This is a genomic window from Microbispora siamensis (genome assembly GCF_016863095.1).
In the GTDB taxonomy this organism is placed as follows: Bacteria; Actinomycetota; Actinomycetes; order Streptosporangiales; family Streptosporangiaceae; genus Microbispora; species Microbispora siamensis.
The window spans coordinates 1-23,632 of record NZ_BOOF01000027.1; the positions used below are offsets into that span (position 1 = coordinate 1).

A 23,632-nucleotide genomic window follows, 5' to 3' on the forward strand; every position below is an offset into this window, starting at 1 on the left:
GAACGGCTGGACCGTGAACTGGACCTGGCCCGGCGGGCAGAGCATCAGCAGCCTGTGGAACGGCACGCAGAGCGTGTCCGGCTCCAGCGTGACCGTCCGCAACGCGCCCTACAACGGCTCCATCGCGGCCGGCTCGTCCACCACCTTCGGCTTCACCGCCAACGGCAGCGCGGCCACCCCGTCCGTCACCTGCAGTTGATCCCTAACCCCTGACGAAACCGGATCCGGTTCGGACGATGTCCGGCCGGGTCCGGTTTCGCGTTGTCGCACCTGCGCGTCCGGGGGTGGAGGAGCGGACCCGGACGGCGGGATGATGGCCGTGATGGACGGGACACTGCTGCTGCTGGACGTCGACGGTGTGCTCAACCCCGCACGGCGCTCCTCACCGCGCTTCCGCCGCTTCGAGTGCGTGGCGGAGGGCGAGTGGTTCCGCCTGCTGCTCGATCCCCGGCACGGCGCCAAGCTGACCGCGCTGCGCCGGGAGACCGGCGCGGCGCTGACCTGGGCGACGACCTGGGGCGAGCGCGCGAACGAGGAGATCGGCCCCAGGATCGGGCTGCCCCCGCTGCCGGTGATCCCGATCGACGGCGACCCTCCCCGCCCGCCCGGCGTGAACATCAAGACCTGGCACGTCGCCGAGTACGTCCGGGGCCGGCCGTTCGTGTGGTTCGACGACGATCTCGGCCCGGCCGATCTGGAGTTCCTGCGGGGCCATCCGGGCGTCGGCGAGTTCCTGGTGGTGGCCGTCGACCCCAGGGACGGGCTGGGCGACGCCCACCTGGACGCGGCCCGCCGGTGGCTGATCGCGCGGCGGCCGCAAGCCGCCTGGTGAGACATGGCGGGGTCACAGGTGAGCAGGGGGTGGATTCTCAGGGATTTCCCCGGAAGCCCCGGTAATCTCGCGGGCCATGACATGGCAGCGGAGGATCAACGGCGCACTCGTGAAGTTCACAGGAGTCCAGCTCACCCGCGTCCGGCCCGCCGCCCAGTCCTCGCCCGCCGGCCCCGCCCCGGCTCCGGCGCCGGAGGAAATGGTGCGTCCTCCCGCCGACCCTCGCACCGACCGCCTTCTGGTCGCTCCGGTGTTCATCATGTCCCCGGTGCGGTCGGGCTCCACTCTGCTGCGGTCGGTCCTGAACGCCCACCCCGAACTGCACGCCCCCCACGAGCTGCACGTCAGGCGGCTGACCGTCGGGTTCGGCACGCCACTGGCCCGCAAGGCAATGGAGGCGCTCGGTCACAACCAGGCCGACCTGGAGCACATGCTGTGGGACCGGGTGCTCCACCGCGAACTCGTGCGGAGCGGCAAGCGGACCATCGTGGACAAGACCCCCGCCAACGCCTTCGCGTACGCCCGGATCTCCGCCTGCTGGCCCGACGCCCGCTACGTCTTCCTGCTGCGCCACCCCGCCTCCATCGCCGCCTCGTGGTATGAGGCCGACCCCGTCAAGCGCACCCGGGAGGAGGCCGCCGCCGACGCGCTGCGCTACATGAAGGCGGTGCAGCGGGCCAGGAAGGCGCTCACCGGCCTGACCGTGCGGTACGAGGACCTGACCGCCGAGCCGGAGAAGACGACCCGCGCCATCTGCGACTTTCTCGAGGTGGAGTGGGAGCCCGGAATGCTGGCGTACGGCGAGCAGAAGGTGGTGCAGAAGGGCCTGGGCGACTGGAGCGACAAGATCCGGTCGGGCACCGTGCAGCCGGGACGCGACCTGCCCGGGCCGGACGAGATACCCGACCTGCTCAAACCCATCTGCCGCAGCTGGGGCTACCTCCCGAAGGAGGAGGTCCGATGAGGATCCGTTACCTGCTCCTGCACGCCTACGGCATGGGCGGCACGATCCGCACCGTGGTCAACCAGGCGAACGCGATGGCCGCGCTCGGCCACGAGGTGGACATCGTCAGCGTGGTGCGCCGCCGTGACGAGCCGCAGTTCCGCCTGCATCCCGACGTCGCGCTCACCACACTCGTGGACCAGCGGACCGGCGTACAGGCCGACTCCCTCGGCCGGCGCGTGTGGCGGCGGCTGCGCGGCAAGATCGTGCCGTACGGCGAGTTCGCCGCGGGCTACTTCACCGAGCGGGTCGAGAAGGCGGTCATCGACTACGTCGCCTCGGTGGACGACGGGGTCCTCGTCACCACGCGCCCGGCGCTGAACCTCATCTCCGCGCGCCGCGCCTCCGGGAACGTCGTGCGGGTGGCGCAGGAGCACATGAACCTCGGCACCTATCCCGGCGCGCTGCGCGAGGAGATCGTCCGGCACTACGGCGCGTTCGACGCGATCGCCGTGCTGACGGCCGGCGACCGGCGCGAGTACGAGCGCGCGCTGCCCGGCACGAGGATCGTGCGGATCCCGAACGCGGTGCACGCGGTGAACCAGGTGCCGTCCCGGCAGGAGCACCCCGTCGTGGTCGCCGCCGGCCGCCTGGTCAGGCAGAAGGGCTTCGACCTGCTGCTCCCGGCGTTCGCCCAGGTGGTGAAGGAGCATCCGGAGTGGCGCCTGCGCGTCTTCGGCACCGGCCCGAGGAAGGCCGCCCTGCGCGCGCTGATCCGTGAGCACGGCCTGTCCGCCCACGTGACGTTGATGGGCCGCACCAACCGCCTCGACGACGAACTCGCCCGGGCCTCGATCTACGCGCTGAGCAGCCGCTTCGAAGGCCTGCCGATGGTCATGATCGAGGCGATGACCCACGCGCTGCCGATCGTGGCCTTCGACTGCCCGACCGGCCCCCGTGACGTGCTCACCGACGGGACCGACGGCGTCCTGGTGCCCTGTGAGGACGTGGACGCCCTCGCCGCGGCGCTCAACCGGCTCATCGCCGACCGCGACCTCCGGCTGCGCATGGGCGCCGCCGCGGCGGCCACCGCCAGGGAGTACGCCCCGGAGAACGTCATGCCGCAGTGGGAGAACCTGTTCACCGAACTTCTCCAGGCCAAGACGGGCAGCGACGCGCGGGCGCGGCGGTGACGCGGCTCGCGCGGACGTGTCGCCCGGCCGGCCTGCCGCCCGTGCGGGGGACGGAAGAGGCCCCTGGCCGGCGGTGACGCCGGTCAAGGGCCCTTCCGTCTGATCAGCCCGCGTCAGCCGTCGTTGTCCGACGACGGGATGTAGGCGCCCGGCACCTGGTCCGGCGCGTAGATCTCGTCGTCACCCGGGTAGGGCTTCTTGTAGTCGTGCGCCTCGTACCACGAAAAGCGGTTCATCTGCTCCGGGTTGCCGGAGTCGGCCCTGGCGTTGGGGCCGTTGAACGCCTGGTGCGACTTCCAGGCGCCCCACTTCTTCGCGATCTCCTGCTTGTCCGCGGGCACCTTCGCCGACGGCGCCGCAGCAGCAGCCGGGTTCTGCGGCGCCGGGGTGTCCGCGCCGCAGGCCGGCAGGGTCGACAGACCCAAGGTCAGCGATGTGCGGTTCGGCAGGGCGGTGAACGGCGTGTAGTCGGGCTTGTCGGTGAAGGCCGCAGCCATCGGAGTGGCGGCGCTGTCCTTCTGGTTCATCGGCTGGATCCCGAGGATCTGCTCGATGGTGCGGATCATATTGATCTGCGTGTAGTAGTGGCTGTCCACGGTGCCGTGCTTGGCCCAGGGGCTGATGATCTGAATCGGGGCACGGTGGCCGTCGACGTGGTCGATGCCGGCCTGGGAGTCGTCCTCGACGACGAAGATCGCGGAGTCCTTCCAGTACTCGCTGTGCGAGATCTTGTCCACGATCTTGCCGACGGCCAGGTCGTTGTCGGCGACCTGAGCGGCCGCGTTCGGCGGACCACCGGTGTGGTCGCTGGAGAGCCAGAACATGTTCAGGTTCGCCGGCCCGTTGGCCTCGAAGTCACGCTTCCAGATCTCGTACCGGTAGATGTCCGGGACGTTCAAGTCGTACTTCGGGTAGCCGTGCACCGACACGTCGTTGAGCGACGGGATCGGCGAGGACGAGTTCATGCGGTAGGCGGTGTCCTGCCCGGTCGCCGCCATGTTCTTGGTGTCGCAGTACAGGTTCTGCCAGCTCGCGCCGGCCGGCTTGGTCAGGAACTGCTGGAACTCGCCGAAGTTCCGCACGGTCTTCCCGGCCGCCTGCGCACCGGTCCAGATGAAGCCGGTCCGCTGGTGGCCGAGAGCGTCGTCCTCGGTGTCGTAGCTGCGCAGGTACTCGCCGGCCGAGGACTCGGTGTACTCCGGGTTGTTGGCCTGCATCAGCCAGCTGTGACCCTCGGCGGAGTTGGTGCCGATGGCATACGTGTTGTCGTACAGCCCGAACTGCTTGGCCAACGCGTGCTGGTTCGGCGTCACGTTCTCGCCGTACTGGGCCAGCGACGGGTCGCCGTTGCCCTGCGGCATGTCACCGAAGAGCTGGTCGTAGGTCCGGTTCTCCTTGACGATCAGGAAGACGTGCTTGATCGTCGAGGGGTCGCCGAGGCGCTTCGGGACCGCCTCGGCCTTCTGCTTGTTGCCCTGGGCCTGCTTGACGTCGTTCTTGCCCCAGCCGTTCTGCGCGAAGACCGTGGCCGTGGACTTGGCGATCTCCTTGTCGTCCGGCAGCGTGAACCGCTGCAGGCTCGACGTCGTGTCGTGGGTGCCGTGCCCGGCGGCGGTGGTGGGGCGGCGGGCGTCGATGCCGCGGGTGTTGGAGACCAGCACCTGGTCGCCGACGGTGGTGATCTCCGCCGGGAAGTAGTCCGTCGGGAGCAGGCCGAGGTAGCCGACCGGCTCCTGCGGCGTCGTGTACCGGTAGACGGCGACCGCGTTGGCGCGGCCGAGCGTCACCAGCAGGTGACCGTCGTCGGTGAGCGTCACCGCGTCGGGCTCGTAGCCCACCGAGGCCTGCGGCCACGGCTGGGTGGCGATGGTCTGGACGACCTTGTCGCTGGAGGTGTCGATGACCGACACGTCGTTGGTGGCGGTGTTGGTGACGAACAGCGCCCCGTTCTTGGCGTACAGGGCGGTCGGGTGCAGACCGACGTCGATGCTCGTGGCGGCGGCAGCCGGGTTCGCCAGGTCGATGACGCTGACCGTGCCGGTAGTGGTGGCAGCGGTCACCGGGTCGGCCACCACCTGAGTGCCGTAGGAGTTGATCGTGGTGTCGCCGGGCTTCGCCGGGCGGCCGCCCTCGTTGCTGACGTAGAGCTTGGTCCCGACCATGACCATGTCACGCGGGGCGTTGCCCACGGCCCAGCTCTGCTGGATGGCCCCGGTCGCCGAGTCGATGGCGACCACACGGTTCTGGCCGTTGACGGCGACGTAGACGGTCTTGCCGTCAGCGGAGAACACCGGCTCACCCACCAGCGCGCGCTTCGAGCCCTGCGCGGGGATGGTGATGAACGTCGGGTTGGCGAGGGTGCCGTCCGGGTTCACGGTGAACTTGCGGTAGCCGTCGGCCTGGCCCAGCCACAGCTGCGAACCGTCCGGCGAGTACGTGGGGCCTTCCTGGCCCACGTCGTTGCCGCTGATGCGCAGGTTCGCCGCCGCGTTGTTGCCGACGAGCTGCTGCACCTTCCAGTTCTTCAGGTCGACGATGACGAGCGCCATCCCACCGTCGGTGACCGAGGCCGCGAGGTGGGTGCCGTCCGGGCTGACCGAGGACGACATGATCTTGCCGTTGTTGATGACGAGGCGCTCGCCGATCGGCTTGATGTACTGGGCGTCGGACACGACCAGGCCCTTGTCGGTGGTCTGGCCGACCTGCTGGGTGCCGAAGCCGTCGGTGGACGCGTAGGCGATGCCGCCGCCGGCGACGACGAGGGCGGCGGTGGCGGCCGCGAGGAGGCGGGTCCGCCGGCCGGTGCGTCCGTTCAGGAGTCGGAGAGGGACCTTCGTGACGCGCTGGCGCGTGACGTGCATGAATCATTCCTTAGGGGTGCTTGCGAGCAGGTCGACGTTCCCGTCGAACTGCCACAGGGGGTTGGGCGCGTCCCCGGCCGGGGTGCGCACCTGGAAGTAGCCGTTGACCTCCTTGGGTCCGTCTCCGTCGGCGACGTACCGCCCGTCTGCGGTGACGTCGAGCTGGTAGATGGCGGTGCCCACGGCGGTCGCGCCGGGGAGGTGCCAGGACACGACGCACCGCCAGTCGTTGCCCGGTCCCTGGTCGAGGACGCGGGAGTCACCCTTGTCGCAGGACGCGGTGGCCTGCAGCTGGGCCTCGGTGACGTCGGGGCGATGGAGCTCCCGCGTCTGCAGTCGGTAGAGGTGGGCGTACGCCGTGGCGAGCGAGTCCTGCAGCTTCCCCTTCTCGATCCCCGAGCCCGTGGCCGGGGCCGCGACGGCGATCACGCCCACGGTGAGGACGACCAGTGCGGCCAGCGGCAGGATCGCCGCCACGACGACCCGCCGGCCCGACCCGTCGTACGCCAGGTCGGTGAAGTCGCGGCGCAGGAACAGCCGGTAGGCCAGCGCGGTGGCGGTGACCGCCCACACCAGGCTCACCGCGAGACCGATGAGGAGGGGGCCCGCCTGCGCCGGGCTGGTGAACAGCCCGCGCCAGGCGAGGAAGGCGCCGTTCGGCAGGGCCATCCGCACCGCCACCGGCAGCGGGAGCAGCTGGGCGAGCTGCAGCACCAGGGCGAGCAGTGCGGGCATCAGCAGGCCCATCGGCGAGCGGCCCAGGGCCACCGAGCCGAGGAGCCCGACGGCGGCGAACGCCACCGTCGGCGCCAGCACGCACACCCAGGCGAGCAGAACCGTGGCGGCAGCGTCCGCCGGGGCGAGGAGATGGCCGTCCAGGCCGGCGAGCGGCCGGTTTCCGGCCGCGGCCAGGCCGCCGATGATGCCCGACGCGGCCAGCCCGGCCACCAGCAGCAGGAGCACGGTCAGGCTGGCGAGGCCCTTCGCCACGAAGATCCGCTTCGGCGAGCGCACCGCCACGAGGAGGTGGCGCCAGGTGCCCAGCCGGTCCTCGGCCGCGAAGACGTCGCCGGCGACCAGCGCCGTCAGCAGCGGGAGCGCCCAGTTGCACGAGAAGTCCAGCACGACCAGCGCCCCCGCCCAGCCGGTCGCGTTCATCCAGCGGCCGAACACCGTGTCGGCGGGGAGCGAGCTCTGCAGGCTGACGGCGGCCACGAAGGCCGCCGGGGCGATCCAGCAGGCGAGCAGCAACAGGCGGATGCGCCACTGGGAGAGCAGCTTGACCAACTCGAACCGGTAGCCGGGCAGCACGGGCGCCGGCCGGGCGCCGGCCCGGGGCCGGGTGGCGGTCGCGGTCATCACAGGTCCTCCCGATCGGCCTTCGTGGGTACGGTGCCGGTCCCGGTCAGGGCGAGGAAAGCGGCCTCGAGCGGCGTCACCACGGGCGCCAGCTCCCGGAGCGCCACACCGGCTCGCACCAGCCGTACGACCAGCTCGTCGATGGCCGGCACGGGCCCGCGGACCACGAGTACGTCGGCGTCGGGTCGCGCCGCGGGGTCGCGGCCGGGCGCGACGCGAAGCCCGGGCGTCTGCGACACCAGCCGGCGGGCGGCTGCGGGGTCGGAGGTGAGCAGCCGGTAGTCGAGCTCGCCGCTCTCGGCGGCGAGTTTGCTCACCGGACCGGAGAAGACGACCCGTCCGGCGGCGAGGATGGTCACCTCGGAGCACAGCGCGGCGAGGTCGTCCATCCGGTGGCTGGAGAGGACCACCGCGGTCCCGTCCGCGGCGAGCCCGGTGATGACGCGGTGCACGTGGTTCTTGCCCGCGGGGTCCAGGCCGTTGGCCGGCTCGTCGAGGACGAGCAGGCGCGGCTTGGTGAGCAGCGCGGCGGCCAGCCCGAGCCGCTGGCGCATCCCCAGCGAGAACCCCCGCACACGGTCGCCGGCGACGTCGGTGAGCCCGACCTGCTCCAGCGCGTCGTCGACGCCGGTGGCGCCACCGGTGTCGTACCGGGCCAGTGCGGCCAGGGCCGAGAGGTTCTGGCGCGCGGTGAGCGAGGGATAGAGCCCTGGTCCGTCCACGAAGCCCGCGACGCCGTCGGGGACGGCGAGCGTGCGCCCGACCGGCGTACCGAGGATCTCGAGGCGTCCGCCGTCCGCGACCGCCAAGCCCAGCAGCAGGCCGAGGAGCGTCGTCTTGCCCGCGCCGTTCGGGCCGACCAGGCCGTGGACCTGCCCGTGTGCCACGTCGAGGTCGACGCCGTCGAGCGCGACCACGTCACCGAAGGACTTCGTGATTCCGCGGGCCCGGACGGCCGGGCTCCCGTGCATGTCGCCTTTTCGCATCCCTGTCCTTCCTCGGCAGCCGGCGCCCGGTCGCGGATTCGGCGATCGGTGCGGCAGCGGAGAAAGTTAGCCACGCTAAGGACGCGGCAGGGTGTGCATCGCGACAACGAAGGGTTTATGCCGCGTGAACAGACATCGTGATCTATTTGGTCATGTTCGTTCTGGTCGCGCCGCCGAGGCGGCGGCGCGCGGATGGCCCGCGCCGGTCAGCGTGTCGCCCAGGGAACTGCGCCGGTAGAGGACCTGCCGCCCGTCGCGGGCCCGGGTGACCAGGCCCGTGGCGTACAGCACGCGCAGGTGCTGGGACACGGCGCTCGGGGTGACCCTGAGACGGCGGGCGATCTCGACGGTGGGCAGCGGCTCGCCGAGGAGGCCGAGCAGCCTCGCCCTCGGCGCGCCGAGAAGCGACACGAGAGCGGTCTCGTCCGCGACGGGCGCCGGGGTCCAGAGCGTCGCCACGCCGCGACTGGGATAGACCAGCGTGGGAGGCTCCTCCGGGACGACCGGAGGCGCGGGCTTGTGCGCGAACACGGAGGGCACGAGCAACAGCCCACGCCCGGCCGCCGCGACCCGGAAGCTGCTGATCATCTTGTCGACGTGCAGCACGCCGTCGTCCCAGCGCAGGTTCGGGTGCATGCCCGCGAACAGCAGGCGGGCGCCTCCCACGGCCAGTTGCCGGGCCCGGTAGGTCATGTCGGCCTCCAGCACCAGCCGCATCTGCGGCCACATCGGCCTGACCGCGATCTCCCAGTAGCGCGCGAGGAGATCGCAGACGGCGTCCCGGAGCCGTACGACCGGCGCGTCGTCGGTCGCGGCGGCGTCGCGCAGCGGCTCGGGGAGCGGAGCCGGCGCGTGCGTGACCGCCAGGTCGCGGCGGACCAGGTCGGGAGGGGTCCGGCGCACCACCGCCAGTTCCTCGTCGAAGCCCGGGGCGAAGACCTCGGGCCTCGGGGTCAGGAAATCGGGAAGGGTGAACCTCTCCGCCACCAAGGACATCAGCAGGTCCGTGTCGAGCGTGCCGAGCCTGCCGATGACGGATCTGCGCCACGGGAGATGCACGGCGGACAGGCCCGGGTCGCGCAGCACCCGCAGGCTGAGCACCGTCTCGGTCAGGGGCGAGAGGGCGAACCTCGTGTCCGCGAGATCCTCGACGCCGAGCTCAAAGCTGATCATTAAGCCATACGCTACATCGATTGGCGGCGGAAGGCCCGTGGCGTGGACTTCGGTCCATGACCCACGCATTCGTCGTCGTGAGCGACATGACCGGACAGCGCCGGGGTGAGTCGGTGGTCGGGGCATGAGCCGCCGGATGCTCGCGATCCTGGCCCTCACCTGCGCGGTGGCCGTGGGCAACATCTACTTCCCGCAGGCGATCGGGCCGCTGGTCGCCGCCGGGCTGCATCTGCCTTCCGACGCGGGCGCCCTGGTGGTGACCGCCACCCAGGCCGGCTACACGGCCGGGATCGTCCTGCTGGTGCCGCTCGGCGACCGTTTCCCGCACCGCCCGTTCCTCGTGGTCCTGCTCGCCCTCACCGGCCTCGGCCTGCTCGCCGCGGGCTGCGCGCCGGCCCTGCCGCCGCTCGTCGCCGCCGCCGCGCTGGTCGGGCTCACCACCGTGGCCGCGCAGGTCGTCGGCCCTCTGGCGACCGGTCTGGTGGCGGCCGATCGCCGGGGAGAGGTGCTCGGCACGCTGCTGAGCGGATCGACCGGCGGCATGCTGCTGGCCCGCACCTTCAGCGGGACCCTCGGCGAATGGCTGGGCTGGCGGGCTCCGTACCTGGTGGCCGCGGCGCTGACGCTGCTCCTCGCGGCGGGCCTGGCCGTCACGGTGCCGGACACGGCAGCCTCCACCCGCCGGCGTTACCCGGCCCTCCTGGCCGAACCGCTGCGCCTGCTGCGCGCCGAGCCCGAGTTGCGCCGCTCCTGCGTCTACCAGGCGGCCGTCTTCGCCGGGTTCTCGGCCGTCTGGACCTGCCTGGCGCTCCTGCTCACCGGCCCGGCGTACGGCCTGGGCGCGCAGGCCGTCGGGATGCTCGCCCTGGTCGGCGCGGCGACCATGCTGTGCACTCCCGTCGCCGGCCGCATGGTCGATCGGGTGGGCCCGGATCCGGTGAACCTCGTCTGCATGCTCGGGGTCCTCCTCTCGGCGGCGGTCCTGGCCGCCGGGTCGCTGGGCGGCACGGCGGGCCTGGCCGCGCTGACCCTCGGCACGCTGCTGCTCGACGTCGCGATGCAGTGCGGCATGGTCGCCAACCAGGCCCGGGTCTACGCCCTGCGGCCCGACGCCCGCGGCAGGCTCAACACCGCCTACATGACCTGTGCCTACCTCGGCGGCAGCGCAGGATCCTGGCTCGGGATCCGTGTCTGGGGCGTGGCCGGCTGGTGGGGCGTGTGCGCGCTCGTCGCGCTGCTGGCCGCGCTCGCCCTGGCCCGCCACCTCCTGGCGCGTGCGCGGTGCCGCCCCAGAAGACCAAGTGCCGGAGCACGCGGGGCGTGCTCCGGCACCGGTCGGGAGCCGGCCGGCACCGGCTCCCCATCATCTACTCACAGGCGGGCGCGCAGGTAGGCACCGGCCGCGAGCAGTTGCGCGCGGACCGACTCGTCGGTGGCGGTACGAGCCGCCGCCGTGAACCGGTCCAGGGCAGCCTTGGCCTGGTCCGTCCGGCCTGCCGCCGACGTGGCCTTGGCCGCTTGGAGCTGGCCGAACAGGCGGTCGGCGAGCTCGTCGCTCAGCAGACCCTCCGCCTGGTACCGCCGCACCAGCGCCTGGGTCTTGGCATAGGTGGCGACGACCTCGAAGGCGACCCTCACCTCCGTGTCGTTGCCGGCCAGGTCGGTCGCCACGGCGGTCAGCTTGTGACCCCCCGCCGTGGGCTCGGCACCCGCACCGCTCTCGATCGCCACCCCGTCCAGGCGGAGGGCCACCGAGTCGACGCCCGACGTGGCGTCCCGCGCCGTGGCGGCGATCGGCAGCGAGGTGCCGACGTCGTACTTGCCGTCCTTCGCCACGCCGTCCACGCTCACGACGGGGGCCGTGGTGTCGACGCGCAGGGACACCGCTGCCGGCGCGGAGACGTTGCCGGCCTCGTCGATCGCCCGGAACCGCAGCTCCCGCAGGCCGTCCTCGGTCACCCGGACCGGCTCGCGGTACTGGGCCCAGGCGCCGTCGCCCTGGGCGAACTCGATGCGCACCGGGCCGTCGCGGTCGTCGCTCGCCGACGCGGTGACCGTCGCCGGCGAGGTGTACCAGCCACGCCGGCCGTTCGGCTGCGCCGGATCGACCGACACGGTCAGGCTCGGCGCCGTCGTGTCGAGGACCCGGAAGTAGTCGAACGCGACCGTGACCGGCTGCGCCTGCTGCGGACCAATCGCCATCAAGCCGAACGAGGTCATCGCGGCGTCGTTGGTGACCGGCTGGCCGAGCGAGGTCCAGTTGACCCCCCCGTCGCTGATCTGGGCCGAGTAGGTGTTCCCACTCCGGCTCAGCCGCAGGTAGTACCAGCCGCTCTCGGACGAGTCCGCGATGTCGATCGACCGATTGCCGCCGTTGCCGAACTGCGCGTTGCGTTCCGAAACCAGCTCGGCACGCAGGTTGGCCGGCGATCCGGCGTCATTGCCGGCGACGACGTCGAACTTCACGTAGTTGTCGTCGTTGTTGTAGACCAGGAAGCCGGCCAGCTGCCACTTGTGCAGCATCGTCGGCGTCAGCCTGGTCTCGATCGTCCAGTTGCCGGCGGCGACGTCCGCGGGGATCTTCTGCAGGATGAAGTTCCGCGGTGAGGCGTTGTCGGTGCCGTTGATGTCGCCCGGCTGGGTCTCGACGCGCAGCGCACCGCCGCTCACCGCGACCTTGGACGAGTCGTATCGCACCACCGAGTTCCACCGGCAGCCGTCGACAGCGCTGCCGTCGAACTCGTCGCCGGGCGCGCGGACACCGTCGTCCGTGCCGTCCGGTGTGATGGTGAAGTGGTCGAACACGGCGTTGACCCGCGCCGCCCCGGTGTCCCCGGCGGCCATGGGGCCGACGGTCGCGTTCGGGATGACGTTCGCGGAGCCGGCGAGCGCCGTCCAGGTCCGGCCGTCGGCGGAGTACGCCGCGGTCAGCTTCTGACCGTCGCTGACCAGCCGCAGGTGCGCGGTGGACGGGAAGTCCGCCGGCACGCCCACGTTGGCGTGCCAGGTCCGCGTGCCGCCGGCCTCGGTCTGGAATTCCATGATCCGACCGCCGGACGAGTTACGGGTGAACGCCAGCTTGACGTAGTCGTTGTCGGTGCCGTGCATGAGCAGACCGGCGTGCTGCCACTCGCGGTCGTGCGGGATGGTCACCTTCGTGGTGATCGTCCACGGCCCGGTCTTGGCACGCTGGCCGACGTAGCTGATCGGCCCGGCGGCACCCTCGTTGATGTCACCGTTGGTGACCGGCAGCACCAGCCCGCCGTCGGCGACCCGTACGGGCAGGTTCGGCGCGTTCCGCACCGTGCTCCACCGGCTGGTGTTCAGCGCGTCACCGTCGAAGGTGTCCGAGCCGCGGATCGCGCAGATCGGCGAGGTCTCCGGCGGTGCCGGGTGGATGGCCCGGTCGACCAGCGAGAAGCCGCTGAACTTCACCTCGCTGGTGGCGGACGCGTTGTGCGCGGTGACCGCGAGGCCGACGTCCTGCGTGCCGGCCGCGCCGGGCAGCGTCACCGGGTCGCCGACCAGGGTGAACGACGTCCCGTCCTTGCTCCAGTACCCGTAGTACTTCCCTCCGTCCCGCACGATCCGCACCCAGGACGGATAGCTCGTCGTACTGGCGCCGGTGCTGGCGTCGAGCTGGCCGTTGCCGTCGGTGTCGCGCAGCCACTCGAACCCGAGGCCCGCCCGCATCGTCATCGCCGCGTAGCCGGGCGATACGCCGGGACGGGTGATGTCGTTGCGGACGATCAGGCCGGCCTTGGCGGAGTTGTTGGTGTTCGTCTGGCTCTCGATCTTCACCGTGGCGGTCCAGGTGTCGCCGGCCGCTGCCGGCAGGTACACCGAGCCGTACTGGTCGGTGCCCTGCCACATGTTCTCTCCGCCGGCCTTGACGATCCAGGTGTCCTGGTCCGGCCGATCGAAGCCGGCGGTGGTGTTGGCGTAGGTCTGCCAGGCGCCGAGGATGTCGCCGACCTCGACCTGCACGACGCGGGACTTCGTGCGGTACCCCTTGTCGCTGGTCGCGACCGCGGTCAACTGGTAGCGCTTCTCGGCGGCGGCGTTCCAGGTCACCGAGTACGGCGCTGTGGTGTCGGTGCCGATCGACGTGCCGTCCACGAAGAACTCGACCTTGGTGATCTTGTTCTCGGCGTCGCTCGCGTCCGCGGTCACCTGGATCTCGCCCGGCTCCAGCTCGTCGGCCGGCGTCGGAGAGGTCACGGCGACCTTCGGCTTGCTCGTCGGTGAGACGCCCTTGCCGTCGGCCTCGATGAAGTTCAGCCGCCGCTCACCCGCACCCGGGAACACCGCGTACAGGCTGAACGTCTCGCCGGGGTCGGACACGTCGACCGGGACGTCGACGTAGCCGCCGCTCGTGGTCGCCGGCACCTGCGCGGTGCCGAGCAGTTCACCGTCCGGCGCGCCCCGCCGCAGCTCGATCTTGCTTGCGCCGGCCGCCGACACGCGCAGGACCAGCCGGTCGACGTTGTGCAGGTTGACCGGGTCGTACGACGCCCAGGCGCCGTTCTGGCCGGAGATGGAGTTCGCGTGGCCCTCGATGTCCCGCGACGGGCCGACCGTCACGTTCGACGAGTCGTCGAAGAACTCCGCCTCCCGCTGCTTCGGGAAGATCAGCGTGGTTTGCGAACCGGTCAGGCTCGGGGTGCCTCCCGCGCCGCCGGAGTCGGAGTACCGGCCGTCGAGCGCGTAGAAGACGTTCATGTCCTCGCCGTGCCCGCCGCCGAGGGCGGTTACCACCGAGCCGGTGCGCCCGTGCAGCGGCTCGGCCGGGTGCGCGTGCTCGTCGTGGCCCATCGCCGGCTGGATCACCACGTCGGCGTCGTCGATCTTGGTGTCCTCGGCGTCGGTGACCGACAGGTCCCAGCTCACCTCGTCACCGAAGTCGAAGAACGCGCCGTTGGGCGGCAGGTTGAACTTCACCTCCGGCCGGGTGTTGCCGACCGTGATCGGCACCGTCGTCATCCCGGTCTTGCCGGCCGGGTCGGTCACCGTGAGCCGGGCGTTGTAGACGCCGTTCGCGGTGTAGGTGAAGGCCGGTTTCACCTCGGTCGAGTCGACGACGCCGTCGTCGGTGAAGTCCCACTCGTACCGCAGTTGCTCCTTCTCCGGGTCGGTGCTGCCCGAGCCGTCGAAGCGGACCGGCAGCGGCGCCTGGCCGGAGTCCGGCGAGGCGCTGATCTTCGCCGTGGGCGAACGCGAGCCGGAGATGTAGTCGATCCGGTACAGCCCCGAGTCCGGGTTGTCGCGGCCGAACCCGCCACCCCAGTCCAGCACGTACATCGAGCCCTCTGGACCGAACTTGGAGTCGATCGGCGCGAGGAACTGCTGCTGCGGCAGGAACGGATTGACCTTCTCGACCCCGCCCTTCCCGTTCGGGATGATCGAGTACATCTTGTTCCGCGACCACTCGTAGAAGAACGGCTTCCCCTCGTAGTACGCCGGGAACTTGGTGTCCGACTGCAGGTCCGGGTCGTAGTCGTAGAACGGGCCGCCCATCGGAGCCAGGCCGCCGCCCTGCGGGATGACCGACGGCACCGAGGACCGCTTGTAGCCGTACCACATCGTGGCCGGCTTGGCCGGCGGCAGCTCGGTCAGGCCGGTGTTGCGGATCGAGTCGTTGATCGGCTTGGCGCAGTCGAAGTACGGGCCGACGGTCACCGGGTTCGTCCGGTAGTCGACGTCGCGGAACGGCTCGTTGTTGCCCATGCACAGCGGCCAGCCGTAGAACCCGGGCTCGGTGATCAGGTTCCACTCGGCGATACCGGCGGGGCCCCGGTTGTCCGGGTTGTCGCTGCTGTTGTCCGGCGAGTAGTCCGCCAGCCCGACGTCCCCGGTCTTGGGGTCGATCGAGAACCGGAACGGGTTGCGGAAGCCCATCGCATAGATCTCCGGCCGGGTCTTCGGCGTGCCCGGCGCGAACATGTTGCCCGCGGGGATGGAGTAGGTGCCGTCCGGCTCCGGGTGGATCCGCAGGAGCTTGCCCCGGAGGTCGTTGGTGTTGGCCGAGGTCGCCCGCGCGTCGTGGAAGGTTCCGTCCCGCTCGGACAGCGGTGCGTAGCCGCCGGACGGCTCGGAGTGCGGGTTCACGTCGTCGCCGACGCCCAGGTAGAGGTTCCCGCCCGGGCCGAACGCGAGGCCGCCGCCGGTGTGACCGGGCTCGTCGGGGAGCCGGCGCGCCGGCACCTCGAGCAGGACCTTCTCCGTGGCCCGGTCGATCTGCGAGCCCTGCCCGACGGTGAGGCGGGACAGGCGGTTGACGAAGTTCGCCGGGTCGCTGTCATTCGCACTCGCCGGTGAGTAGTAGATATAGAGGTAGCCGTTCTTGGCGAAGTCCGGGTCGAGCGCGATGCCGAGCAGCCCGTCCTCACCGCCGGAGTACACCGGGATCGTGATCGCCGTGGAGGTGGTCCTGGTCCGCGGGTCGTAGACGCGGATCTGGCCGCGCACCAGCTCGGTGAAGAACACCCGGCCGTCGGGCGCGACGTCCATGGCGTACGGGGCGCTGGTGTTCTGGTCCAGCGGGACCCGCTCGAAGTTGTCCCAGGTGGTGCCGCCGCAGTCGCCCTTCTCCATCCCGGCGGCCCACTTCACGCCACCCACGATGTGCTGCACCAGCGCCGCCTCGCCCGTGTAGTGGGCGCCGAAGTGACCCATGCCGGTCATCCAGGCGCGGCCGCCGTCGTACGGCTTGCACCAGGAGATCGGGTGGTCGTAGCCCATGGCGTTGCCGCCCGGGGCGTACGTCGTCTCGTCCATCGTGGCGAGCACGTGCGCGTTGCCGCGGACGTTGAGCGCGTAGTTGTACCACTCGTCCGCGCGTCCCCACCGCTGCGGCAGGTGCTTGGTGGACGGGTGGACCTGATCCTCCACCCGGACGGTGCCGGGCAGGCCGGGGCTGGTGCCGGTGGCGGCGTGACCGGGCATCAGCGTGCCGATCATGTTGTCCCACCACGCGTAGTTGCCACGCATGTCGGTGGCGTTGTGGATGGCGACGATGCCGTGGCCGGCCCGCATGTAGCGCTCCATGGCCGCCTTCTGGTCGGCGGTCCACGGGTCGCCCGAGGCCTGGAACATCACGAGCGCGTCGAAACGCGCGAGGTCCTCGTCGTTGAAGATGGACGAGTCCTCGGTGTGCTGCGAGGTGATGCCGGCGTCGGCGAAGGCGGCCTCCAGCACGGGAACGCCCTGCTCGATCGCCTCGGTGTGCCGGAACTGAGTGGTCTTCGTGAAGATCAGCACGTGGGCTTCATCCTGCGTGCCCTCGTGTGCGGTCGCCGGCGTCGAGCCCATCATGGTCAGCGCCAGCGCGCCGGCCACGGGCATCGCGAACCACCGTCCCCACCGGGGACGCCAGGTCACGTTCATGAGATGCGGTACCTCCATGACGCGAGGAACTACTGGGGGGTCGTGACCGTGCGGCGTGCCGGCGCCGTCGGGCTGGTGTCGAGTTGGCCGTCGGGTCTAGCGTCGGGTCCGGGGCATCACCCCTCGCAGGAACTCGAGTCCGTCCACGGCGATCGCGTCCTGGCTCACGGCGAGTGGGCGCCAGATGGAGGCGGCTGTCGCGATCGTCGCGTTCTCCGCCGTGAACGACTCGATACACAGCGGGCCGGCGTAGCCCGCGTCGTCGATCGCGGCGAGGATGGCCGGCCAGTCCAGGTGGCCGGCGCCGGGCGTACCGCGGTCGTTGCCGCACACCTGGACGTGCGCCACCCGGCCGGCGGCCGCGCGGATCGCCGCCGGGATGTCCGTCTCCTCGATGTTCTGGTGGTAGAGGTCCAGCGCGACGCCGCAGTGCGGTAGGTCACCGATCGCATCGAGGGTCTGGCCGATGGTGTTGAGCAGGCTCGTCTCGTAGCGGTTGAGCGGTTCGACGGCCACCGTCACGCCGGCCGCGCCCGCGTACTCGACCACGGGGGCGAGGCTGTCCCGCAGTTGCGCGTACGCGGAGGCCCGCTCGGCCGGTGACATCCGCCAGGTCCGGCCGACCGAGGCGTACGCCGGCCCGCCGATCACCGGCGACCCGACCGTCGCGGCGGCGTCCACCACGCCGAACAAATAGTCCTGGGTGGACCGGATGGTGGCCGGGTCGGCTGCGGCCAGCTCACGACCGGCCGGCATCACAAGGCATACGGTGGCGCCGAGACCGTGATCGGCGAGCACCTGGGCGGCCCGTCCCGGCTCCCAGTCGCCCAGGTTCTCCACCGGGAGTTCGAGCACATCGAAGCCCCAACCCGCGACCTTGGCCGCGAGGGCGCCCAGGGTCGCGTCGGTCAGCGGCGAGGTCCACACCCAGGTGTTGACCCCGAGCGGATGTCTGGTCACTTCCACGGCCCCGGGTAGCCCGGCATGTCCTCGCACCCGCACATCGCGTAGTGCAATGGCGGCATGTCCTGCTTGACGTACTCCTTGACCTTGTCGCCGGTGATCCGCGGCTGCGGCAGCACCCACTCCTTCGGCACCTGCTCGCCCTTGAGGACCTTCAGCGCCGCGATGATCGGAGTCCGCCACTGGTAGGTGGGATAGGTCGGCGCGACCGCGGTCAGGCCTTCGTCGGCCCACAGCCGCAGGAAGTCCTGCTGGTCCTCGCCGACGATGGCGGGCACATCGACCCCGGCGTCCTGGAACGCCTCCACGGCGGCGACGGCGGTGGCACCGGCGTCCATCCACACACCGTCGATCTGACCCTCGCGCTGGATGTAGTCCGTCACGATGCCCTTGGTCTTGGCCGCGTCGCCGTCGGTGAACTCCACGCCGACCACCTTGAGCCCACTGCCGGCGAAGATCTCGTTGGCGGCCGCCCACCGCTGCTCGAGCACGTCCACGCCCGGCAGGATGCGCAAAGCGAGGACCTTGCCGCCCGGCTTGACCTTCTCCTTCAGAAACTCCGCGCCGTCCGCCCCGAAGGCGAAGCCGCCGATGGGGTGGATGAAGGTGGCCTGGCAGTCGGTGTTGACGCCTCGGTCGAACACGATCACCGGCACGCCGGTCTTGCACGCCTGCTCGACGGCCGGCGTCAGCGTGGCGGTGGTGTTCGGCGAGATGATGATCGCGGAACAGTTCTGGCCGGACAGCGACTGGATGTCACTGATCTGCTTGTCGTCCTTCGCCTCCGCGTCCAGCACGGTGAACTTGGTGATCTCCGGGTGTAGCTTCACCTCCTGCTGCATGGTCTTGTAACCCACCTGCCGCCATGGGTTGTCCACTGAGGCATTGGAGAAGCAGAGGGTGTAGTTCCCGCCGGGCTTTGCGAACTTCGCGGTGTCGACCATTTCCGGCTGGAGCATCTGCTCCCACGGCTTGCCGTCCGGGCCTTCCGGCGTGGCGTTGCGGAACGCCAGCTGGCGGTCGTACTCGGCCTGGTCGAAGAACTTGGACTTGCTCGCGTCCGAACTGGGTGATCCCCCGCTCGAACTGGCCGATCCCCCGCTCGGGGCCGCCTTGTCGTCGGGTAGGTCGCTCGAGCACCCGGCGAGCGCGAGCGCGCCCGCCACGACCACTATGGCCCATTTTCTGGTCATTATCGTTGATCTCCTTACTACCGGGGGGACTTCAGGAGGACTCGGGTTGCGCCGGTCGCACGGGGTTCCGCTGTTTCGGCCACAACCGCAGCCGTACGCCGCTGCCGAGGGAGGCGTAGGCGACGGCGGCGATGATGATTACGCCCTGCACGGCCGACTCGAGGGCGCCGCTGACGCCGAGCAGGTTCAGCAGCGTGAACAGAGCCTCCAGGGACAGTGCGCCGGCGGCGGCCGCGACGACCGACCCTCGCCCACCGCCGAGGAGCACGCCGCCCAGCACGACGGCGGTGATCGCCCGGAATTCCAGGCCGTCGCCGACCTGCGCCGAGACGCTGGCGAACCCGCCGAGCAGGATCGCGGCGATCGCGGCGAGCAGTCCGGAGAGGACGAACGCGAGCAGCCGGAGCCGGTCGACCCGGCCACCGGAAAGGCGCACGGCGGCCTCGTTGTCGCCGGCCGCGACCAGCGCCCGGCCGGTGCCGCCGCGCATGAACAGCACCGCCGCCGCCAGGACCGCCAGCAGGATGAGCACCGACCACGGGACCTTGCCGAGCACCGGGACATCCACGGCACCGCGCCCGAACATCCGGAACCCGGCGGACAGCGCGCCGCGTGGCGCGCCACCGGTCCACAGGAAGATCGCGCCGTCGAGCACGAGCAGCATGCCGAGCGTGACGATGAACGACGGCACCAGGAGCTTCGTCGTGACGAGACCGTTCACCAGGCCGACCAGCACGCCGAACCCGAGCACGAGCAGGATCACCCACACCGTCGCCGACTCACTCCCGTTGATGAGCCGGGCCGCGATGACCACGCCCGCGGTCACCAGCGCGCCGACCGACAGGTCGAATCCGCCGGAGACGATGACGAAGTACTGCCCGATCGCGAGGACCACGAGCGGCGCGGCACGTTTGAGTAGCGCCAGGTAACCGGACGGCTCGTCGTAGGCGGGGCCGACGATCGCCAGCCCGACGAGCAGCAGAAGGAGCACGACGAGCACCGGCGCGGTGCCCTCGGCCAGGCGAGGACGCCAGGTCATGTCAACCTCCCGCGGGCGCGATTGGCCATCATGCGCCGGGCATAGAGCGCGACCGCGGTCACGAGCACGACGCCGCGCACCACGTCCTTGAAGAACGGATCGACCTCGAGGTCGTCGAAGATCGTGTCCAAGGTGGCCAGGATGAAGACGCCGCCGATGGTGCCGACGACGCCACCCCGGCCACCGGCAAGCAGCGTCCCGCCGAGCACGACGGCGGCGATCGACTCCAGGTCGTACCCGGCGTCGGTGCCGACGTACGGGGCGCCCGATCCGAGCCGGCTGGCGAGGTAGATCCCGGTGAGGCCGGCAGCGACCGAGCACAGCACGTGCGCGGTGACGATGACCCGGCGGGTCGGCACCCCCGACAGCCGGGCCACCTCGATGTCGCCGCCGACGGCGTACATGTGGTAGCCGGGGCGGGTCCGCGACAGGTACCACCAGGACAGGGCGGCGACGGCCAGCATGAGCAGCGCCGCGACCGGCACCGGGCCGATCCGGTCGTAGCCGAGGTGCTGGAAGCCACGCGGTACGTCGCCGGCCGGGCCGGTGTAGTTGTCCTCGAGGTAGCCGCGCAGGATCAGCGCCACGCCCAGCGTCGCGATGAACGCGTTGGCCTTGAGGACGGTGATGACCAGCCCGTTGACCAGACCGACGCCGGCGGCCACGCCGAGCGCGAGCAGCACGCCGGGCACGACCATGCCGTCCCGCCCGGCCATCGTCTCCGCGGCGATCAGTGAGGTGAGGCCGACCAGGTAGGCGACGGACAGGTCGAGGGATCCGGTGAGGATCGCCATCGTCTGTCCTATCGCGACGAGGCCGAGCGCGGTGGCCCGGGTGAGGATGTTGAGGATGCCGCCCTGGTCGAGGAGGACCTCGCCGCGGAGCCCGACGAGCACACTGCCGACGATCAGAAGTGCGGCGAGTGCGATGTAGACGATGGCGACCGGGGTGAGTCGTCGGTGAACCGCCGGCCGCGTGACCTTCAGCGTGACCGGTACGGATTTCTCCTCGAGAGCGCTCACGCCGCCTCACCGGCCCGGTGCCCGGTGGCCAGCGCCATCACGGCCTCCTCGCTCGCGCCGGCGGGCAGCTCACCGGCCGGCGCACCGTCGTGCATGACGAGGATCCGGTCGCTCATCCCGATCAGCTCGGGGAGCTCCGAAGAGATCATCAGCACCGCCACGCCGCGCCTCGCGAGATCGCGCAGCAGCTCGTGTACGGCCCGCTTCGCGCCGACGTCGATGCCGCGCGTCGGCTCGTCGACGACCAGCACCTTCGGCTCGACCGCCAGCCATTTGGCGAGCACGACCTTCTGCTGGTTGCCGCCGGACAGGAAGCGCACCTCCTGGTGCTCGCCGCGGGCCACCACGGTCACCATGTCGAGCAACGCCTTGACGTCCGACTTCGCGCGGGAGCGTGCGCCACGCAGCGCGGCGCGGCGTACCAGCAGCGTGTTGTCGCGCACGGACTGGCGGAGTGCCAGCCCGTCTCCCTTGCGGTCCTCGGTGACCAGCGCGATCCCGAGGCGCACCGCAGTCCGGGGCCGGGTGACCCGCTGTGCCACCCCGTCCACCTCCACCACGCCCCGGGTGAACGGCTCGACGCCGAACACCGCGCGTGCGACCGCCGAGCGGCCAGATCCCTGCAGCCCGGCCAGCCCGACGATCTCTCCGGCGCGCACCTCGATGTCCAGCTCACGAACGCGGTCGTTGCCGGCGCCGCGCAACGCGAGACGGACCGGCCCGAGGTCGTCGGGGGCGGCCCGGTCCGGGTAGTACTCGCCCAGGTCGCGGCCCACCATGTGCCGGACGAGGTCCTCGGAGGTCAGCTCTCCGGTCGGGGCGCAGGTGACGAACCGCCCGTCCTTGAGCACGGTGATCCGGTCGGAGAGGTCGAACACCTCCCGCATGCGGTGCGAGACGTAGAGGATCGCGATGCCCCGCTCGCGCAGCCGGCGCACCAGGTCGTAGAGCAGTTCGACCTCGTGATCGGCGAGCGCTGCGGTCGGCTCGTCCATCCCCAGCACCCGAGCGTCGGTCGACAGCGCCTTGACGATCTCCACGACCTGCCGCTGAGCGACCGACAACGACGACACGGCGTCGGTTGGATCGATCCCATCCTCGCCGAGCCAGTCCAGCAGTTCGCGGGTGTCGGCCACCATGCGCCGCCGGTCGACCTGCACCCCCCGCACGGGCTCGCGTCCGAGGTAGACGTTCTCGGCGACACTGCGATGCGGCAGCAGGGTGAACTCCTGGTGGATGATCGCGATGCCGGCCCGCTGCGCGTCGGTCGGGCCGGCGAAGGACACCTCGGCGCCGTCGACTTCGATGGTGCCGCCGTCCGGGCGGTGCACCCCGGCCAGAACCTTGAGCAGCGTGGACTTGCCCGCGCCGTTCTCCCCCATCAGCGCGTGCACCTCGCCCCCGCGCAGCTCCAGGTCCACGCCCTGCAGCACCGGCACGCCGAGGAAGGACTTGGAGATCCCCTTCAGCCGCACGTTCGTCGCGATGCCCGACGTCATGCCGGCACCTCTCTCCACGCGCCGTCCGCGGCCGCCGAGGCCAGCACCGCCTCGGTGATCCGGACGGCGCGCAGGCCGTCCGCGAACGTGGGCAGGCCGTCCGGCACGTCCTCGCCGCGCACCGCCCGGTAGGTGTCGGCGACGAACGCGTTGAAGCAGTCCTGGTAGCCCTGCGCGTGCCCGGCCGGCAGCCGGACGTAGCGCGCCGCGGAGGGGTGCAGCGTTCCGGGGTCGCGCAGCAGCGTCTGGCCGCCCTCGCGCCGGCCGACCCACAGCCGCTCCGGGTCCTCCTGGTCGAAGCCGAAGCTCGCCTCGGTGCCGGAGAGCTCCAGGTGCAACCGGTTCTTGCGACCCGCGGCGACCTGCGACACCACCAGAGTGCCGACCATGCCGGCGGCGGTGGTGAAGTGCACGGAGGCCAGGTCCTCGGTGGGCTTCCCGTTCCCGCGTGCGCGCTCGTGCACGACCGCGGTGCGCGCGGACAGGCGCGCGATCCGGTCGCCCGTAACGAACTCGAAAAGGTCGCACCAATGCGAACCGATGTCGGCGAACGCCCGCGACGGCCCGCCGAGCGCGGCATCGACCCGCCAGTCGTCGTCCGACGGGCGGGACAGCCAGTCCTGGTGGTAACCGCCGGTCACGCTGGCGACGACGCCGGCCTCCCCCGCGGCCAGCCGCGCCCGCAACTCACGGACCATGGGGTGGAAGCGGTAGACGAACGGCACCGTGGCCACCCGATCGCCGGCCGCCTCACCGAGCGCGAGGGCCTCCGCGCTCCCGGTGGCGAGCGGCTTTTCGCAGATGACGTGCACACCGGCGGCGAGCGCGGCTGCGGCGACGGGGGCATGCGATGCGTTGGGCGTACAGACATGCAGCACGTCGACCTCGGCGTCGTCGAGCAGGGTCGTCAGGTCCGGGTAGCCCTCGTCCGCGCCGACCGCGCGTGCCGCACCGGCGGCCCCCTCGGGGCGGGACGCCACCGCTGCCACGACGCTCGCCCCGGCGCGCCGGGCCGCCTCCGCGTGCACCTGTCCCATGAACCCCGCGCCTACGACCGCCACGCGCAGCGGCGGTTGCTCGGACCCGGTCCCACCGGACGCCCGTAATAGATCGGTCACAGACATACGATGAACGTAAGTCGACTTATGTCGATGGTCAACGAAAGTTCGCGCACAGGCACCAA

At 71.1% G+C, this 23,632-nt stretch carries 16 protein-coding genes; 5 read left to right on the forward strand and 11 right to left on the reverse strand.

Annotation, left to right across the window (positions count from 1 at the left end):
- From Msi02_RS21945 to Msi02_RS21960, 4 genes are all read left to right on the forward strand, one after another.
- On the forward strand, window positions 1-199 hold a 199-nt coding region (locus Msi02_RS21945; protein ID WP_204050033.1), incomplete at its 5' end, for a cellulose binding domain-containing protein.
- Between the two features lie 123 nt (window positions 200-322).
- Window positions 323-832, forward strand: a complete 510-nt coding sequence (locus Msi02_RS21950) for an HAD domain-containing protein (protein WP_204050034.1) — start codon at window positions 323-325, stop codon at window positions 830-832.
- Window positions 833-908: 76 nt separating this feature from the next.
- The gene (locus Msi02_RS21955; RefSeq protein ID WP_204050035.1) at window positions 909-1,796 is read left to right on the forward strand and encodes a sulfotransferase family protein; all 888 of its coding nucleotides are present in this window, start codon (window positions 909-911) and stop codon (window positions 1,794-1,796) included.
- Window positions 1,793-2,968, forward strand: coding sequence for a glycosyltransferase family 4 protein (locus Msi02_RS21960; protein ID WP_204050036.1), 1,176 nt, complete (start codon window positions 1,793-1,795; stop codon window positions 2,966-2,968). Before Msi02_RS21955 ends, Msi02_RS21960 begins: the two co-directional genes overlap by 4 nt.
- A gap of 113 nt (window positions 2,969-3,081) precedes the next feature.
- On the opposite strand, the gene Msi02_RS21965 is transcribed toward Msi02_RS21960, so the two are convergent.
- The 4 genes from Msi02_RS21965 to Msi02_RS21980 form a co-directional block, all read right to left on the reverse strand.
- Window positions 3,082-5,829 carry a bifunctional YncE family protein/alkaline phosphatase family protein gene (locus Msi02_RS21965; protein ID WP_204050037.1) on the reverse strand — a complete coding sequence of 916 codons (2,748 nt, stop codon included), beginning with the start codon at window positions 5,827-5,829 and terminating at the stop codon, window positions 3,082-3,084.
- Between the two features lie 3 nt (window positions 5,830-5,832).
- The gene (locus Msi02_RS21970; protein ID WP_204050038.1) at window positions 5,833-7,188 is read right to left on the reverse strand and encodes an ABC transporter permease; all 1,356 of its coding nucleotides are present in this window, start codon (window positions 7,186-7,188) and stop codon (window positions 5,833-5,835) included.
- Window positions 7,188-8,174, reverse strand: coding sequence for an ABC transporter ATP-binding protein (locus Msi02_RS21975; protein WP_239108595.1), 987 nt, complete (start codon window positions 8,172-8,174; stop codon window positions 7,188-7,190). Before Msi02_RS21975 ends, Msi02_RS21970 begins: the two co-directional genes overlap by 1 nt.
- Before the next feature lie 150 nt (window positions 8,175-8,324).
- Window positions 8,325-9,347, reverse strand: coding sequence for an ArsR/SmtB family transcription factor (locus Msi02_RS21980; RefSeq protein WP_204050039.1), 1,023 nt, complete (start codon window positions 9,345-9,347; stop codon window positions 8,325-8,327).
- A 124-nt stretch (window positions 9,348-9,471) separates the two neighbouring features.
- Between Msi02_RS21980 and Msi02_RS21985 the strand changes: the two genes are divergently transcribed.
- Window positions 9,472-10,740 (forward strand): MFS transporter, encoded by a 1,269-nt coding sequence (locus Msi02_RS21985; RefSeq protein ID WP_204050040.1) that lies wholly within the window; start codon window positions 9,472-9,474, stop codon window positions 10,738-10,740.
- Here the strand turns inward: Msi02_RS21985 and Msi02_RS21990 are convergent.
- The 7 genes from Msi02_RS21990 to Msi02_RS22020 all read right to left on the reverse strand — a co-directional run bounded on the left by Msi02_RS21990 (window position 10,719) and on the right by Msi02_RS22020 (window position 23,573).
- Complete coding sequence (locus tag Msi02_RS21990) at window positions 10,719-16,733, reverse strand: ThuA domain-containing protein (RefSeq protein ID WP_204050041.1); 6,015 nt, start codon at window positions 16,731-16,733, stop codon at window positions 10,719-10,721. The two genes, Msi02_RS21985 and Msi02_RS21990, sit on opposite strands and share 22 nt — an antisense overlap.
- Before the next feature lie 96 nt (window positions 16,734-16,829).
- Window positions 16,830-17,693 (reverse strand): sugar phosphate isomerase/epimerase family protein, encoded by an 864-nt coding sequence (locus tag Msi02_RS21995; protein ID WP_204050042.1) that lies wholly within the window; start codon window positions 17,691-17,693, stop codon window positions 16,830-16,832.
- On the reverse strand, window positions 17,690-18,889 hold the full coding sequence (locus tag Msi02_RS22000) for a substrate-binding domain-containing protein (protein ID WP_204050043.1): 1,200 nt from the start codon (window positions 18,887-18,889) through the stop codon (window positions 17,690-17,692). The genes Msi02_RS21995 and Msi02_RS22000 overlap by 4 nt, the downstream gene beginning before the upstream one ends.
- Window positions 18,890-18,920: 31 nt before the next feature.
- The gene (locus Msi02_RS22005; protein ID WP_204050044.1) at window positions 18,921-19,928 is read right to left on the reverse strand and encodes an ABC transporter permease; all 1,008 of its coding nucleotides are present in this window, start codon (window positions 19,926-19,928) and stop codon (window positions 18,921-18,923) included.
- Complete coding sequence (locus Msi02_RS22010) at window positions 19,925-20,950, reverse strand: ABC transporter permease (RefSeq protein ID WP_204050045.1); 1,026 nt, start codon at window positions 20,948-20,950, stop codon at window positions 19,925-19,927. Before Msi02_RS22010 ends, Msi02_RS22005 begins: the two co-directional genes overlap by 4 nt.
- Window positions 20,947-22,449, reverse strand: coding sequence for a sugar ABC transporter ATP-binding protein (locus Msi02_RS22015; RefSeq protein WP_204050046.1), 1,503 nt, complete (start codon window positions 22,447-22,449; stop codon window positions 20,947-20,949). The genes Msi02_RS22010 and Msi02_RS22015 overlap by 4 nt, the downstream gene beginning before the upstream one ends.
- Window positions 22,446-23,573, reverse strand: coding sequence for a Gfo/Idh/MocA family protein (locus tag Msi02_RS22020; RefSeq protein WP_204050047.1), 1,128 nt, complete (start codon window positions 23,571-23,573; stop codon window positions 22,446-22,448). Before Msi02_RS22020 ends, Msi02_RS22015 begins: the two co-directional genes overlap by 4 nt.
- Between the last annotated feature and the right edge of the window lie 59 nt (window positions 23,574-23,632).

Excerpts from the sequence above, each read along its gene's own strand:
- Msi02_RS21990 (WP_204050041.1), bottom strand. The coding sequence starts at position 16,733 with ATGAACGTGACCTGGCGTCCCCGGTGGGGACGGTGGTTCGCGATGCCC.
- Msi02_RS21970 (WP_204050038.1), bottom strand. The coding sequence starts at position 7,188 with ATGACCGCGACCGCCACCCGGCCCCGGGCCGGCGCCCGGCCGGCGCCC.
- Msi02_RS22020 (WP_204050047.1), bottom strand. The coding sequence starts at position 23,573 with ATGTCTGTGACCGATCTATTACGGGCGTCCGGTGGGACCGGGTCCGAG.
- Msi02_RS21950 (WP_204050034.1), top strand. The coding sequence starts at position 323 with ATGGACGGGACACTGCTGCTGCTGGACGTCGACGGTGTGCTCAACCCC.
- Msi02_RS22015 (WP_204050046.1), bottom strand. The coding sequence starts at position 22,449 with ATGACGTCGGGCATCGCGACGAACGTGCGGCTGAAGGGGATCTCCAAG.
- Msi02_RS21980 (WP_204050039.1), bottom strand. The coding sequence starts at position 9,347 with ATGATCAGCTTTGAGCTCGGCGTCGAGGATCTCGCGGACACGAGGTTC.
- Msi02_RS21965 (WP_204050037.1), bottom strand. The coding sequence starts at position 5,829 with ATGCACGTCACGCGCCAGCGCGTCACGAAGGTCCCTCTCCGACTCCTG.
- Msi02_RS21975 (WP_239108595.1), bottom strand. The coding sequence starts at position 8,174 with ATGCGAAAAGGCGACATGCACGGGAGCCCGGCCGTCCGGGCCCGCGGA.
- Msi02_RS22005 (WP_204050044.1), bottom strand. The coding sequence starts at position 19,928 with ATGACCTGGCGTCCTCGCCTGGCCGAGGGCACCGCGCCGGTGCTCGTC.
- Msi02_RS22000 (WP_204050043.1), bottom strand. The coding sequence starts at position 18,889 with ATGACCAGAAAATGGGCCATAGTGGTCGTGGCGGGCGCGCTCGCGCTC.
- Msi02_RS21955 (WP_204050035.1), top strand. The coding sequence starts at position 909 with ATGACATGGCAGCGGAGGATCAACGGCGCACTCGTGAAGTTCACAGGA.
- Msi02_RS21960 (WP_204050036.1), top strand. The coding sequence starts at position 1,793 with ATGAGGATCCGTTACCTGCTCCTGCACGCCTACGGCATGGGCGGCACG.
- Msi02_RS21985 (WP_204050040.1), top strand. The coding sequence starts at position 9,472 with ATGAGCCGCCGGATGCTCGCGATCCTGGCCCTCACCTGCGCGGTGGCC.